Source organism: Peribacillus sp. FSL K6-5616 (genome assembly GCF_038008245.1).
GTDB classification, from domain to species: domain Bacteria; phylum Bacillota; class Bacilli; order Bacillales; family DSM-1321; genus Peribacillus; species Peribacillus frigoritolerans.
In genome coordinates, this window is record NZ_JBBOYT010000001.1 from 3,306,581 (window position 1) to 3,321,751 (window position 15,171).

18 protein-coding genes and 1 other annotated feature are annotated in these 15,171 nt (G+C 43.5%); of the genes, 3 read left to right on the forward strand and 15 right to left on the reverse strand.

All coding sequences use genetic code 11. The features are described 5' to 3' along the window. Positions 1 to 8 precede the first annotated feature (8 nt). On the forward strand, positions 9 to 1,136 hold the full coding sequence (locus MHB45_RS15830) for an IscS subfamily cysteine desulfurase (RefSeq protein WP_063594284.1): 1,128 nt from the start codon (positions 9 to 11) through the stop codon (positions 1,134 to 1,136). A 49-nt stretch (positions 1,137 to 1,185) separates the two neighbouring features. Then, positions 1,186 to 1,716 (forward strand): transcription repressor NadR, encoded by a 531-nt coding sequence (locus MHB45_RS15835; protein ID WP_048688970.1) that lies wholly within the window; start codon positions 1,186 to 1,188, stop codon positions 1,714 to 1,716. Positions 1,717 to 1,769: 53 nt separating this feature from the next. On the opposite strand, the gene MHB45_RS15840 is transcribed toward MHB45_RS15835, so the two are convergent. From MHB45_RS15840 to MHB45_RS15890, 11 genes are all read right to left on the reverse strand, one after another. Beyond that, complete coding sequence (locus MHB45_RS15840; protein ID WP_072273327.1) at positions 1,770 to 2,468, reverse strand: DUF6944 family repetitive protein; 699 nt, start codon at positions 2,466 to 2,468, stop codon at positions 1,770 to 1,772. A gap of 316 nt (positions 2,469 to 2,784) precedes the next feature. Then, positions 2,785 to 3,660: a prephenate dehydratase gene (pheA, locus tag MHB45_RS15845; protein WP_034308835.1), complete on the reverse strand. Its 876-nt coding sequence runs from the start codon at positions 3,658 to 3,660 to the stop codon at positions 2,785 to 2,787. A 508-nt stretch (positions 3,661 to 4,168) separates the two neighbouring features. After that, entirely contained in the window at positions 4,169 to 4,618 is a 450-nt protein-coding gene (locus MHB45_RS15850) for an ACT domain-containing protein (protein WP_034308837.1), read from the reverse strand. A gap of 40 nt (positions 4,619 to 4,658) precedes the next feature. Beyond that, on the reverse strand, positions 4,659 to 5,948 hold the full coding sequence (obgE, locus tag MHB45_RS15855; protein ID WP_048688961.1) for a GTPase ObgE: 1,290 nt from the start codon (positions 5,946 to 5,948) through the stop codon (positions 4,659 to 4,661). 48 nt (positions 5,949 to 5,996) lie between these two features. Beyond that, complete coding sequence (locus tag MHB45_RS15860; protein ID WP_048688958.1) at positions 5,997 to 6,536, reverse strand: Spo0B domain-containing protein; 540 nt, start codon at positions 6,534 to 6,536, stop codon at positions 5,997 to 5,999. 537 nt (positions 6,537 to 7,073) lie between these two features. Next, the gene (rpmA, locus tag MHB45_RS15865; protein ID WP_048688955.1) at positions 7,074 to 7,364 is read right to left on the reverse strand and encodes a 50S ribosomal protein L27; all 291 of its coding nucleotides are present in this window, start codon (positions 7,362 to 7,364) and stop codon (positions 7,074 to 7,076) included. A 12-nt stretch (positions 7,365 to 7,376) separates the two neighbouring features. Further along, complete coding sequence (locus MHB45_RS15870; RefSeq protein ID WP_048688952.1) at positions 7,377 to 7,709, reverse strand: ribosomal-processing cysteine protease Prp; 333 nt, start codon at positions 7,707 to 7,709, stop codon at positions 7,377 to 7,379. A gap of 13 nt (positions 7,710 to 7,722) precedes the next feature. After that, on the reverse strand, positions 7,723 to 8,031 hold the full coding sequence (gene rplU / locus MHB45_RS15875; RefSeq protein ID WP_034308849.1) for a 50S ribosomal protein L21: 309 nt from the start codon (positions 8,029 to 8,031) through the stop codon (positions 7,723 to 7,725). A gap of 13 nt (positions 8,032 to 8,044) precedes the next feature. After that, positions 8,045 to 8,128 (reverse strand) — a sequence feature (ribosomal protein L21 leader region). 75 nt (positions 8,129 to 8,203) lie between these two features. Beyond that, positions 8,204 to 9,676 (reverse strand): Rne/Rng family ribonuclease, encoded by a 1,473-nt coding sequence (locus MHB45_RS15880; protein ID WP_161922303.1) that lies wholly within the window; start codon positions 9,674 to 9,676, stop codon positions 8,204 to 8,206. A 42-nt stretch (positions 9,677 to 9,718) separates the two neighbouring features. Further along, positions 9,719 to 10,585 carry a M50 family metallopeptidase gene (locus MHB45_RS15885; RefSeq protein ID WP_072273328.1) on the reverse strand — a complete coding sequence of 289 codons (867 nt, stop codon included), beginning with the start codon at positions 10,583 to 10,585 and terminating at the stop codon, positions 9,719 to 9,721. Beyond that, positions 10,578 to 11,327 carry a M23 family metallopeptidase gene (locus MHB45_RS15890; protein WP_072273329.1) on the reverse strand — a complete coding sequence of 250 codons (750 nt, stop codon included), beginning with the start codon at positions 11,325 to 11,327 and terminating at the stop codon, positions 10,578 to 10,580. The genes MHB45_RS15885 and MHB45_RS15890 overlap by 8 nt, the downstream gene beginning before the upstream one ends. Positions 11,328 to 11,584: 257 nt before the next feature. Here MHB45_RS15890 and MHB45_RS15895 point away from each other — a divergent pair, with 257 nt between their 5' ends. Beyond that, the gene (locus MHB45_RS15895) at positions 11,585 to 12,028 is read left to right on the forward strand and encodes a S1 domain-containing RNA-binding protein (protein WP_034308861.1); all 444 of its coding nucleotides are present in this window, start codon (positions 11,585 to 11,587) and stop codon (positions 12,026 to 12,028) included. 128 nt (positions 12,029 to 12,156) lie between these two features. On the opposite strand, the gene minD is transcribed toward MHB45_RS15895, so the two are convergent. From minD to mreC, 4 genes are all read right to left on the reverse strand, one after another. Continuing rightward, a complete protein-coding gene (minD, locus tag MHB45_RS15900; RefSeq protein WP_034308862.1) occupies positions 12,157 to 12,960 on the reverse strand; it encodes a septum site-determining protein MinD in 804 nt (267 codons plus the stop codon). 2 nt (positions 12,961 to 12,962) lie between these two features. Further along, entirely contained in the window at positions 12,963 to 13,646 is a 684-nt protein-coding gene (gene minC / locus MHB45_RS15905; RefSeq protein WP_048688939.1) for a septum site-determining protein MinC, read from the reverse strand. A 116-nt stretch (positions 13,647 to 13,762) separates the two neighbouring features. Then, positions 13,763 to 14,281 carry a rod shape-determining protein MreD gene (gene mreD, locus MHB45_RS15910; protein WP_048688936.1) on the reverse strand — a complete coding sequence of 173 codons (519 nt, stop codon included), beginning with the start codon at positions 14,279 to 14,281 and terminating at the stop codon, positions 13,763 to 13,765. Beyond that, positions 14,278 to 15,150 (reverse strand): rod shape-determining protein MreC, encoded by an 873-nt coding sequence (mreC, locus tag MHB45_RS15915; protein WP_034308869.1) that lies wholly within the window; start codon positions 15,148 to 15,150, stop codon positions 14,278 to 14,280. Before mreC ends, mreD begins: the two co-directional genes overlap by 4 nt. Positions 15,151 to 15,171 lie beyond the last annotated feature (21 nt).

Sequence of the window (15,171 nt, forward strand, 5' to 3'; positions counted from 1 at the left end):
GTGATTTCTTGATTTATTTGGATTACGCCGCTACAACACCGATTGACGAGGAGGCTCTCGACGTATTCAGCCAAGCATCCCGGAAGTTTTTCGGGAATGCGAGCAGTTTGCATGATATTGGCTCTGAAGCGGCACGTTTATTGGATATGTCACGGCAGCAACTCGCAGAAATGCTGAACATAAAAAAGGAAGGAATCATCTTTACGAGCGGCGGATCAGAAAGCAACATGCTTGCGATAGATACATTCATCGCTTCGAAACCATCCTGGCAGAACCACTTGATTGTAAGCCGGACTGAACATGCATCTCTTGCCAATTTCGTCGAAAAGCTTGAACAAGATGGCTTTGAGGTTACTTATTTACGGCATTTGGAAGATGGCCGTGTTGATATTGAACATCTGCAGGAATGCATGTCGGAGAGAACATGCTTGGTCATTGTCCAACATGTGAATTCGGAAATCGGGGTCATTCAACCCATTGAGCAAATAAGTGAAATCGTTCGAAAACACCAGGCTTTTTTTCATGTGGATTGCGTCCAATCATTTGCTAAATTACCGCTTGGCAAGATAGCCGCCTCATGTGATGGACTATCCGTTTCCAGTCATAAAGTTTATGGTCCAAAAGGGACTGGGGCCGTCATTTTCCCGGCCATCCATCAGTTGAAGGCTTCGGTACCGAACATCACTCATGAATATGGTTTCAGACCAGGAACAGTGGACGTCCCCGGGATAGCCTCCTTCGTGACCGCTGCTAAGAAATTGGGCGACATCATGGAAGATGAACGAAAACGGATTTCAGCACTTAGGACGCAATTGATTCAACGGCTGACGGAAAGGAAAATCGATTTTCAAATCATCGAAGCAAAATACGAGCAATTGCCTCACATACTGGCGCTGACCTTCGCTGGATTGCAAGGACAGTACATCATGCTGGAATTAAACCAGAAAGGATTTGCCGTTTCGACGGGAAGCGCCTGTCAAATCGGTAAACAGGATCCTTCAAAAACGATGATGGCCATTGGAAAAAGCGAAGATGAAGCCCATCAATTCGTCCGCTTTTCCTTTGGCAAAAACACGACGGCCGACGACATTCACAAGTTGGCGGACTGCATCGAAGGAATAGCTTCCATTCGATAATACCCTCCAATCTGTGTTAGAATGTTTGTAATTAAAGAGGTGAATGTTTATGGAAAGAAAGAAATTACTTGGGGAAGAAAGACGGACGAAACTCTTACATTTATTGCAAACAAGCACGGAGCCTGTAACGGGCAGCGAGCTTTCGCAGATAACGAATGTAAGCCGGCAGGTTATCGTTGGTGACATAACCCTCCTGAAAGCGCGGAATGAACCTATCATTGCCACAAGCCAAGGCTATCTGTACCTACAAACGGGGAGCACGCAGAAGCCGGAAAGGATCATCGCTTGCCAGCACGATCCTTCCCGGACCCAAGAAGAACTATATTTACTAGTGGATATCGGCATCACGGTGAAAGATGTCAAAATCGAGCACCCCGTATACGGCGACCTGACCGCTTCCATCATGGTCAGCAGCCGTAAGGAGGTCCAGCAATTCCTTTCAAGGGTGACGGCAACGAATGCATCGTTTTTATCGGAACTAACGAGCGGCATCCATCTCCATACACTGAGCGCATCATCTGAAGAACTGCTCGACGAAGCGGAGAGCGCTTTGAGGGATGCCGGCATTTTAGTCGATTGAATGAACGAAAAATCCTCAAAAGATAGGGCTTTTGAGGATTTTTTTATGGGCCCTCATGCTAACTCATCATTGGAATTGCTTTCATTTGAGCTTCCATCGCCGGAGTTTTCATCTTCGTTACTTCTCAACTGCCCAATAAGGCTAATGACGGAACCGACCGCCTGAACCCAGCCCCCCATCACTTGGATTAATTCTGCATCAGATTGCTTCTCTTCCAAATAAGGATATTGATATTTTTGCTGTTCCCGCTCCTTATCTTGTTCTTCTTGTTCTTGATCCTTATCTTGGTCTTTTTCTAGAATGCTATTTTTAAGTTCGGCAATTCCACCCATCGCTTGCATCGAATTCCCAATCGCCTGCAACAAATTTCCCGTAGCATTGAAGGCCTGTTCCGGTTCATCCGGATTTTCGTATGCCCCCGCCAAAGCGGTTCCTCCGCCCAACGCTTGGATCAGATTGCCTTTGATGATTAATTCCTGTTTCGTTATTTCATCAAAATCAATGACTAAACCTAAGATAACAGTCGAATTCCCGATCGCCTGTATTATATTCCCGAATTTATCTAGAGACCAGGTTTCTTCCGCGTCGGCCAATAAGGCATTTCCTGTTGCTTGAAGTTCATTTCCAATCAAATCCAAGTTCTTACGAAATTCTTCGTCCAAGACATTGGATGGTGTACCAGCAATAGCTGAAATGACGGTTCCTATCGCTTGGGTCCACGAACCGAAAGTTTCTTTGAATTGATTATCCATCTCTGCTGACCACCACCCTCTCTCTGCATTTTTGATTAAAAAGGCGCATCCACTGAATTAGTTTCCAAAATATGTATTTGTTTGTTCCATATGTGGCCTACCGAGATTTACTTATTGTATTTGCTTTTTGCACAATCTGTGTTTGTTTTGCTTCCAGAATCCTGCTGCCTATCTATATATATTTCATACAAAGCTTAACGAATACTCACTAAAAAATGCCCTGGGAAAACTCCCGGGGCATCTTCCTATTCATTGGATAAAACTTAGCTGAGTTTGTACCATTCATCATTTTGAAAAAAATCTCACAAATGATGAATTACCGTTGCGGTACACCAGTTTGGACTTTAAAGCATGTATAGCTTCCCATGATCGATACCGTACATCCTAAGGCCTCGAGCTCAGAGATCGCTCCTGGGATCAGGACATCGTCAAGGGACATTTCTATGTCGATGATGAAAAAGTAATTGCCTAATCCAGTTTTCATGGGTCTTGATTCAATCTTGGAAAGGTTAAGTTTTCTCCAGGAAAAAGCGGAAAGCACTTGGTGCAGCTGCCCTGAGTGGTCGGCAGGCAGTTGAATCATCAAGGTCGTTTTCTTATCCCCTTCAACGGTCAAATGCCCTTCATAGTCGACTTCACTGTTGGATACGACGATAAACTTGGTGTGATTATGTTCATAATCGTGAATATTTTGTTTGGCAATCGTCAAACCGTACTCCTCTGCAGCCATATCATTTGCAATGGCAGCAATATTGATATCGGGATTCTCCATCACCATCTTAGCAGCGGCTGCTGTGGATGTGACATACTCATATGGAATGCCCCTTAGCTCATTATGTAGAAATTTGCGGCATTGAGCGATGGCATGGGAATGCGAATAAACCATGTCAGGTTTGAAACCAGGGTATGCATGATCCGGATGCACCATATAATGCTGTTGGATTGGAATCGTCACTTCGCCCTTCATCGGCAATGTGACTTCATGAACTAAGTAATCCATCGTTATATTTACCGAACCCTCCAAAGCATTCTCGATCGGCACGAGTGCGTGATTCACTTCCCCGTCCCGAACAGCATCAAGGCAGTCCGGAATCGTGTTCATCGGTATTTTTATATCATTAGGAAATAGTCGCGATACAGCTAAATCCGTGAACGTTGCTTTTGGTCCAAGAAATGCAATTTTTGCTGTCATATTATAAACTCCTTTTCACGGAAAATCTATTGTTTATGTTATGACATTTTCTGATTTTTTACAATAGTTAATCGTTAATTTCCTCTTACAAATGAAAACAGCCTGAAGACAAACCCGATAATAAATGAGTTTATATTCAGGCTGCTTTAGGTTTTTAAACGTTGACGTTGATTTCCGCTCCAGGACTCGCTTTCCGCGGGCGGTCCGGTAGCCCGTTGGTCTTTAGGTTACGGTTTCCATGATAAATGCCTTGCTTCTCAACGTTCGCTAAAATTATGAGCCACGCTTTAAAGATACCGACCTGTTTGAACAGATTTACTATTGCATCTTAATGAAGGCTTCCGGATTATTTCGCGGAGCTACTATCGTCCCCAACATAAATCCATTACGGTCTGCACCGCATGAAACGAATAGGCAAACTTTTTTGTTCAGTATCAGTTGGAAAAGGTTCGGGAAACCTTTTATCTACAAACTGACAGCCTGTACATGTGTAATGTACAGGCTGTTATCATGCGCCGTTACCAATGATTTCGACTTTTTCGACGAACTCCATTTTACGCAGTTTAGTGAGCAGTTCATTAATATCCATCGTCATCCCACCCGTATTCAGGGATAAGGTGACATTTGCACGTCCCTGTAAAGGAATCGTTTGGTGGATGGTCATGATGTTGCAACCGGATGAGGCGACGAGCCGTAAAAGCTCCGATAGAGTACCAGAACGATCTTCAAGATAGAAGAACAGTGTAATCAGCTTTTCCTTAACAACTGTATGAAACGGAAAAACCGTGTCACGGTATTTGTAAAAAGCACTCCTGCTTAGGTCCACTCGCTGTACCGCTTCCCAAACTGATTCCGCTTTTCCCCGTTCAATCATTTCTTTTGCATCCAGCGTTTTTTTCATCGCTTCGGGAAGAACATCCTCTCGAACGAGGAAAAATTTCTGATCGGACTTATTCAAACTCCGCACGCCTCCTTTTGCCTGCCATCATGGTCTCCAATCAATCAACAAATTCAAATTCATATTCAAGGATACGGACGATATCGCCATTTGTCGCACCTTTTTGGCGAAGGCCTTCGTCGACTCCGAATGAACGAAGCTGTCTGGCGAAACGACGTATGGACTCTTCACGGGTGAAGTCAGTCATTTTGAATAGACGCTCGATCTTGAATCCTGATACGGCAAAGCTGCCATCGGGTTCGCGTTCAATGTTAAATTCATCCGACTGTGATGTATGTTTATATAGAACCCGGTGGATTCCAGTATTCTCTTCTTCATGTTCAAGAGGGAACTCAGGGGTCTCTTCGATTTTATCAGCGATTGCATAAAGAAGCTCACGGATCCCTTCACGCGTCACGGCAGAAATAGGGAAGACAGGATAGTCTTCTTCCAGCTTTTCTTTGAAAGCAGCTAAGTTATCTTCTGAGTCCGGCATATCCATTTTACTTGCAACAATGATTTGCGGACGTTCAGTCAAGCGCAGGTTATACTCTTCCAATTCTTTATTGATTGTTTGGTAGTCTTCGTATGGATCCCGGCCTTCGAGACCAGACATATCGATTACATGAACGATTACCCTCGTTCTTTCAATATGGCGCAGGAATTGATGTCCAAGTCCCACTCCTTCTGAAGCACCTTCGATCAGACCAGGTAAATCGGCCATGACGAAGCTGCGGTGATCTTCCGTTTCCACCATTCCGAGGTTCGGTACGATCGTTGTAAAATGATATTCGGCAATTTTAGGCCTTGCTGCGGATACGACAGAAAGCAAAGTGGATTTCCCTACACTTGGGAAACCAACCAAACCGACATCAGCCAACAGTTTCAATTCCATGACGATATCGCGTTCTTGGCCGGGTTCGCCATTCTCCGCGATTTCGGGAGCAGGATTGGCAGGCGTGGCAAAACGGGAATTTCCCCGGCCTCCGCGGCCACCTTTGGCGATAACGGCGCGTTGTCCGTGCTCAACTAAATCAGCAATGACTTCCTTCGTTTTATCATCGATGACAACGGTGCCAGGTGGAACCTTGATGACCATATCTTTTGCAGCCGCACCATGCATGTTTTTCGACATGCCATGTTCTCCGCGAGGTGCCTTAAAGTGACGTTGGTAACGGAAATCCATTAATGTACGCAAGCCCTCTTCCACTTCAAATACGACATTGGCCCCATTACCGCCATCTCCGCCAGCTGGTCCGCCTTTAGGTATGAATTTCTCACGACGATAAGCAACTATCCCGTTACCACCGTCTCCGCCTTTTACATAGACTTTCGTTTGATCGACAAACATGCTATCACTTCCTTGTTTTCTGCAAGTCAATTCTTGCTGTATACTTCTCTAAAAGTTAATATCCATCTTAAAAAATATTTCATCCTCATTACATTCAAGAATTTCAATTGATTGCTCGGCCGTTAATGAACTTTCCAAAAACTCGATCACTGGGGATTGATCAATGAACCTGCCTTGCATATGAAATGTACAGTGCATATCGCTCTCTTCTTTTTTACACATAGAAACAGCCAGTATATTTTCAAAAAACGGATCCAGGTTTTTATCCAGAATCTTGAAGAAATCGTTTGTCCAGCGATACATCAGCCCGTCCATCTCGGTTGAGCCTTCAAAAACATCAATGATTTCATATTCGCAATAAAATGATCCATTATTCCAATTCGACGTCAATAGCATCTCGGTGAACTTGGGTAAATTCAAACTGGAAAGTCGTGCTTCATTCTGGGTTTCAACAATGATTTCATCAATGATGCCCTTGACACGATCAATTCTGTTCAACTCCAGATTCCCTTTGATGATTTGAATTTTATTCAACCAGTCATGCCTGGTTTGACGCAGAGTTTCAATAGTCGTCCAATTTTTATCCATTATTAACACCTTCAATTATGATAAAGAAACTTTTTTCAGCTCTATCATGTTGAATACTTCCATTTGTACAGTATATCAAAAAAACAACAAACAGGAAATGAAGCTCGATTCACATGCCTTCACATGAAAGCCCCCGTCCAAAAAATACAGCCGCACACCCTGAGTTCTTTGGACGATGGTAGAGCCATTTGAACTAAAAAAGAGAATGGGCCTTATTTATGCACCAATTGGAGATATTATAGTTGAATTGGAGTGTCTATTTGGTTTAACCAAATCGGATGGATGAATAATCTAGGATTTACCCCCTGAAAGTTTAAGAAAGCCCGCCTATTGGCGAGCCTTTTGTAAGTCAGAGGTTGTTTCCTTATACTAATGACTAAAGTCTCCTGCAAAATGCTGGTTCGTTCCTATAGTATAAATAAAGGGCCGGACCCCTTCATCACTATATAGCCTACCATTATTAAAAATGACGCGGTATATAGTGTCTTGTAGAAGGAATCAGACCCTTTTGAGTCAGCCTCTGTTCAAAGATGCCAATTATGCTTCTTGTGCAACTGGATATACGCTTACTTTTTTACGGTCACGTCCGAAACGTTCGAATTTAACAACACCGTCTACTTTAGCGTATAGAGTATCGTCTCCACCACGGCCTACGTTCTCACCAGGATAGATTTTTGTTCCGCGTTGACGGTAAAGGATAGAACCACCAGATACGAATTGACCATCTGCACGTTTAGCGCCAAGACGCTTGGAGATTGAGTCACGTCCGTTCTTTGTAGAACCTACTCCTTTTTTCGAAGCGAAGAACTGAAGATCTAATCTTAACATTTGTTCCACCTCCTATTGGTTGAGGATAATTTTCATGTATTTACCATAATCACGTTCGATGGTTTGCAGCGATATGAGCATTCCGTTCAAAAGCAGCTGAACCTTCTCTTCCGATTCCGGCGAAAGATTCCCCGGAATGGCGCAGCGAAGATAGCCGCCTTCTCTCCCTTGCTCAATCTCAGGCTCTACGTCCGTTAAGGACATGATGGCATTGACTGCCCCGAAGGAAACAGCCGATACACCTGCACAAACGATATCAGAACCTTTTTTAGCAAAATTAGCATGTCCGCTTAAGGTGAACGAAGCAATCCGTTCCTGCGGAGCATCAAATACAACTTTGATCATCTAGAATCAGCCCTTACGCGTTGATTGCTTCGATAACAACTTTAGTGTATGGTTGACGATGACCTTGTTTTTTACGATTGTTTTTCTTCGCTTTGTATTTGAAAACAGTGATTTTCTTTTGCTTGCCTTGTTTTTCGACAGTACCTGTTACAGTAGCGCCTTCAACTAGTGGAGCACCGACTTTCACGTCTTCGCCACCTACGAATAAAACTTTGTCAAATGTAACAGTTTCGCCTGCTTCTGCGTTTAATTTTTCAATGTAAACCGCTTCGCCAGCTGCTACTTTAATTTGTTTACCGCCAGTTTCGATAATTGCGTACATACTTGCACCTCCTTAAATGTCTCAGACTCGCCAATCACAGGCGTTTTACCAAAAAGGCAAAAGCTTAAAACCTGATGTTGAGCGGTTGTAGCACGGGTGCTACAAACATAACATTAAAATCCTACCATGAAACAGGAAAGGCTGTCAATATATTTATAACAATTCCCGCCCTTCACTCGAAAGCCCGCCCGATTTCCTGAATGCTTCCGAATCGCTTGATGGAATAGGCATTCGTCAAACCTGGGATAAAAGACAGGAATATCTTTTTAGCGATCAATTCCTCCAATGCCGGCCGATATGATTCCTTTTCACCAAGCAGCACGTCCGCCACCGCTTTACTGACCTCCACCCATACCGCTTCATCATCCGTCTTCCTGTGTTCCAGCAGCTCACGTTCCAACCGGAAGGCCACCGTTTCCGGGCTCTCGATTTTACCGCTTCCACTGCACACAGGGCAAGGCACCGTCGTCATTTCACTTAAAGACGGGGAGGTTCGCTTTCTCGTCATTTGTAAAATGCCCAGTTCCGTAAAACCGATGACCTGGATTCGCTTCTCATCCCTCACCGCTTCCTTTTTGACGATTTCGATGATTTCCTGCTTATGCCGGGACTGGTCCATATTGATGAAATCTATCAGGATGATTCCGCTGATATTCCTCAATCTCAGTTGACGGGCGACCTCTTTCGCCGCAGCCTGATTAACCGCAAACAATGTTGCTTCCTTCTCCACCTTGCCGGTGAACTTACCTGAATTGACATCGATTACGGTGAAAGCTTCCGTTTCTTCAAAAATTAAATATCCGCCATTATCAAGCCAAACGATTTTCTTGGCCATTTTCTCAACTTGCGCTTCCACATTCCATTCGGAAAAAATATTCCTGGTACCCGATACATGGGATATTTCCCACTCCTTACGGTTTTCCTGTATCCACTTTTTCAACTCGCGATAGGCCTCGAAGTCATCGATGGCAAGTTCCCCGGTCGCCGTTCCCGACATTTCGGAAATGATCATATCAAGGTAAGCGTCCCTCTCATGGAGAAGGGACGGGGCCTTTAGGGATGCAGCCTTGACTTCAAGCCCTTTATGGAGCTCCCGCAATCCAGTTAACCTGTCAAGGAAAACCGATTCACTTTCGTTCTCCATCGAGGTGCGGACAATCAATCCCTCATCAGGATTTTTATGCAGCATGGCCGTTTCCCGCCATTGCTTCTGAAGATCGTCGTTTTTGAATTTCTTTGAAACACCAACATAATCTATTCCATGTATGTATACGAGGGACTCCGTTGAAAACTCGATCAGCCCCGTCAATTTAGCTCCTTTTGTTCCCGTTTCATCCCGAGTCACCTGAACTAGCAGCTTTTCTCCCTGACGGACAAATTGACCGATGGATGCTTTCCCATCACTTTTTTTTGTAAGCTGGAAGGAGGGAATCTCGTCACGGTGTAAAAAACCATTCTTCTCTGCACCATAATCAATGAAGACGGCATCCATTCCCGGCAGCACCTTCGTAACCTTCCCAAGATATATATTACCGACCGTACTGCGCTTTTGAGGCGGCATGATTTCAAGTTTACGTAAAACACCATTCTCAAGGACGGCCACTCTTTTTTCGCGTGAAGCTAGGTTCGCGATCATTTTTTTCATCAAAAAAAATCCTCTCCTCAATTTGAAGAAAGGATAACATATTTAATAAGAATATAATAGGTCGCCGATTTTCCCGTTCGTCATTTTCTCCGAAAAATAGGCGTGAAGGATTTCCGTTTCATCCAATGAGCCGCTCTCTTTCCCGTTTTTCATGATGATGACGGGGTGTTTACAGCCGCGTTGAAACAGTTCCAGCACTTTATAAATCGGTTCTTGTGAATCCACCGATATCGGCTTCAGTTTCGCCAAATCATTCGTATGCCCGTAATGGCGCTGCAGAAGAAAGCGGATGAACGCGTAATACCTCTGCCGCCATTCCATGACGAGTGAGAGACTTATGAAAAAGATGATGAGCCAGATGTTCAAATTGAGCGGATCCAGTATGATCCAGGTCAAAAAAGCCAGGACAGCGAATACTGCAGAAAAGTGAAGGGTATGCTTCTGCGCTTCCAAAAAGGTGCAGTATAGGGAAATACCGATGAATAGCAAGCGTCCCCCGTCCAAGGGCCAAATTGGCAGCAGATTAAAAATCAGCAGCATAAGGTTCATATACAAAAATGGCTGGTACAGCTCATATGGGATAATGGTAAAGAAATAGAGCATAAAAGCTACGCCAATGAGCCAAACATGTTGAAGCGGACCGGCAAGCACCACCGCCAAATCCTCCTTCAAACTCTTGTTTCCATATTCCTCAGTCTCGACAGCCCCGCCAAAAGGAAGAAGCTGGATTGACTTTATCCGCCATTTGAAGTGCTGCGCACAGACGGCATGCCCCATCTCATGTATGAAGACGATAAGCAACAGCATCATCACTTCAACGAAATGGGCTGTGAGGATGGCAATGCCAATGACAAACCACAGTGTCGGGTGCACCCTGATTTTAAACAGTAACTTCCCATATTCACTCAAAGGAAATCACCTTTTTAGGATCGACGAAAGCATCATTTTCTTTTATCGCTAAATAAAATCTGCCCTTGGATCCATCTTCACTTAGTGTAACCTGTCCGACTACATTGCCCTTTTTAACGAACTCATACAATTTCACATCAATATCTTTCAGCTGCCCATACCAAGATTCAGTTTTATTGGCATGCTGAATGACGACCGTCTTTCCGATCCCCTCCTTTTCACCGGCAAAAATGACTACCCCTTCATTAACGGCCTCGACCTTTGAGCCTTTGCTCGTTTCCAATATGATTCCCTCACCGTTCGTCTCGAAGTTTTGGGTAATCTTCGCAGAAGCTGGCATTGCATATTCTTCATTCGAATCAACAGTTTCCGTATTGGCTTCATTCGGTAAAAAAGCGATTGGTTTACCAAACGCACTTTCGTACCAATTGGAGATTGAAGCGAACTGAAATTCCTTGTTCATGTTCTCCATGACAAAACTCCTGGCAGGGTCAAGCCGCACAGAAGGGTGTTTGAACATCACCGCGACAATCAGGAACAGGCATACACTGGCAAGGATTTTAAAGAAAAAATATTCTTTCTTGAAGAGCGGATGGTCTTTTTCGGAATACCCGTTATATGAATCAATCCCATATGGTTCCTCATTGTTGATCTCCGTCCAACTACTGCTTCCTGCCGGCTTATCATTAAACTTGCGTCTCTTGGCGATACGATTGCGGATATCTTTCCTGCGATCATCCATTCCAGACTTCCCCCCCTGCTCATGTCAAAGCGCTATATTACAACGTATGAGCAACTTGTCCAGACTATGACGGAGAAAAGATATTCTTTCTGCACATCCTGTAAAATTTTTTCCAATGAAAAATCATCCGGAAACCAATGAATTTCCAAGGTGATTTCTGTATCGATTCAGAAAATCTAATAATTGAGATTGATATTGTTCCCCGAAATTTGTTATAATAAAGTGGTTTTAACATTATTGAGGGGGAACATTTTTTTATGTCAATCGAAATAGGCAGCAAAGTACAAGGTAAAGTAACAGGTATCACTAATTTTGGAGCATTCGTAGAATTACCAGGAGGCTCAACAGGTCTTGTGCATATCAGTGAGGTAGCAGATAGCTATGTAAAAGACGTAAATGACCATCTTAAAGTAGGCGACCAAATTGAAGTAAAAGTGATTAGTGAGAAAGACGGAAAAACTGCCTTGTCCATCAAAAAGGCTATAGATAGACCCGAAGGGCAAACCTCTTCTTATACCAAACGCCCACCACGCCAAGGGGATAGCCGTTCTAAAGATTTTCGTTCAAAAGGTAATTTCCAACCAAAGGAAAATTTCGAAGATAAAATGGTGCGCTTTTTAAAGACTAGCGAAGAAAATTTATCGACTCTTAAACGCAGCACTGAATCAAAACGCGGCGGAAGAGGCGGAAGACGCGGATAACCCGCTGCATTTTAGCATATAGAACAGGCAAGCCGGGATACGGCTTGCCTTTTTTATTTTCATGAAGTTCCGTGCAAAAAAAAAGCGAGGGCAAATGCTCCCCGCTTCTTGACAAAAAGAATATAGATTTACCGCACGCTAAAGAATTTTTTCAACTTGGACATGAAGCCCTTTGGTTCGCTGCCAATTGGAGTCAAGGGCACAGATTCACCAAGGATCCTTCTGGCAATGTTCCGATAGGCAAGCGAGACTCTATTGTCCGGATTATAGGCAATGGGTTCCTTTTTATTAGCTGCCACGATGACCTGGTCATCATCAGGAATGACACCGATCAAATCAATCTTAAGAAAATCGGCAACTCCATCGATATCCATTTCTTCATCCTCATGAAGCAAATGGCCGCGTATCCGGTTGATGATCAATTGAGGCGGTTCAATATGCTCTTCTTTTTCAAGCAGGCCAATAATACGGTCAGCATCCCTTACAGCCGGTCTCTCTGCCGTCGTAACGATAATTGCCTTGTCTGCCCCAGCTATGGCATTCCTGAAACCCTGTTCGATGCCTGCAGGGCAATCAATGATGACATAATCATAGTCAGGCTTCATATCGCTTATGAGTTTCCTCATCTGCTCTTCATTCACCACTGTTTTATCACTATTTTGCGGAGCAGGAAGCAAATAAAGCAAATCCTCGAAATGTTTATCCTTAATGAGCGCCTGGTGTATCTTGCAGCGCCCTTCGACCACATCGACCAAATCATAGATGATGCGATTCTCCAATCCCATGATCACATCCAAATTCCGAAGACCAATATCCGTATCAATCAAGCAAACCTTCTTGCCTAGAAGAGCTAAAGATGTTCCTAAATTGGCGGAGGTGGTCGTTTTCCCGACACCACCCTTACCGGATGTTATAACTATTGCCTCTCCCACGATTAGAGACCCCCTTCTAATCTATTTAAATTAGGTCTATATTTCTTTAAAACTTGCAGTTTTTCTATAATGATATTTTCTTCTTCATCCATGAAGGCACATTCCAAGTCATGTCCCCATTTTGTATATTGATCAGGAGATAGATTCACTTGTCCGGCAATGCGCAGCTGGGCAGGCTTCATGACAGAGGCAGCTATGATGGCCTCATTATTCCCTTTATATCCGGCATGGGCTATTCCCTTTAGCTGTCCCATGATATATATGTTGCCACCCGCACGAACCGTTCCGTCGGGATTGACATCCCCAATTAACAGTAAGTCACCGGGAACTTCAAAAACCTGTCCCGACCTTATCACCTTGGTCACGGTAGTCACTTGGTTTTCATCTTTCCATCGTTTCGCTTCATCCTTCGTCAGGACATTCGAAATTATCTCATCCACGAAAAGCTTCTTCTTTTTATGGATGACCTCTTTAATCTTTTCTTCTTGTTGTTCATCAAGATAGCGGTTCCCTGTATGTACTTTTACGGAAATGGACGGGTCATTTTCTTGAAACTGATAGTTTGCCGAAAGCTTCACTTCTAACTCTTTCAATAATTCGGAAAATGAGCAAGAATCATCGAGATGAAGCATAAACCCGTCTTTTGTTCCCTTAATCATGACATTTTGCTGAATTCTTTTATTCATGACGTTTGTTTCACCTCAATGAAATATAATTCGACATAGGAAAACAAATTTCCTTTTTCTACGTACACGGAAAAGAGAAAATACATTTCCCACCTGCTTCTTAAGACACAGGAACGTTATTCCGTTTCTCCTTGCAAATCAAGCTTTTCAATGATTCTCTTTAAAGGATAGCAGCTGATGATAATGAATGCGAGATTCAATAATAATGTCGGAATCAATCTCCGTTCCGCAAATTCACCAAATCCCATATCTGCAAACGATAGGATGATATTCATCTGAAAGATGACAATCTCTAAAACTGCCGTGAATAATAGTGCCGTAAGGCAGGCAATCAAAATATTATTTTGCAGGATTTTCATGCTTTTCGATATCAGATAGGCAAGAAAAGGCAGCAGGAACATGTAAATTCCAAGGATTTCCGTATATACGACATCATAAGTCAACCCTAGAATCGCCCCATAAAGCATACCCATTTTCCTGGACCCGTACATGGTCAGGAAAAAAACGAATATCATCATGAAATGGGGCACGAGGATTTTATCGGCACCGAATGCATCCCCAGCGAACATCTGGGCGAAGATGCTTTCAAAAACAAAAAAAACCAAGGCTATGAAAGAAAGGATGAAATATCTCACTCAGCTTCATCCTCCCCTTCACTTTCTTTCGGTACACCGTCCACTTCACGCTGAACGACCATTACATTATTAATATCATAAAAATCCGTCGAAGGTTCGATATATGCAGTCTGGTTCAATCCATATTGATCCACTTTGACATCGACAACTTTCCCGATCAGCAGACCTTTCGGAAAGATTCCTCCATAACCGGATGTGATGACCAATGAATTTTTCTTGATCTTTTTATCATATGGAATCCGCTTCATCAGCAAAAGGTTCTTCTTATCATCGAACCCTTCAATCAAGCCATATGCTTTATCATCACCTTGAACGATGGCTGAGACACGGTTGGCTTTATCGATCGAACTTAAAAGTTGAACCGAGGCCGTGAAATCCGTCGCTGATTTCACCTTACCGACTAACCCATTGGACGTGATGACCGCCATGTTTTTTTCTACCCCATTACGCTTCCCTTTATTGATCGTCAGCATTTCATGCCAGCGGTCGGGATTACGTCCGATGACAGTCGCCTGAGTGGGCGAATACTTCCGCAGGTCATCTTCTTTTTTGAGGTTGTCGCGAAGTTCTTCATTTTCTTCCTTTAAATCTTGGACTTGGGTTTTCAATAATACATATTCATCCAAGCGGGCTTTCAATTTTTTGTTTTCATCGTATGTATGTTGAAGGTCTTTTAAGCCCCCTACAAAACCTGTTATACCCGATACTGGCTTATTAAACACATTTCCGACCCAGCCTGTCGTATCTTTCAGGAATTGCTCCGGCCAGGTCAACTCTTCTCTCTCCCTTAATGAAAAACCGATCAATGCCACGAGAACGATAATACTAACGAGCAAGAGAAGGAGCTTTTTATTAAAAAACTGTGGCATGGTGATTACACCTCTATCTAA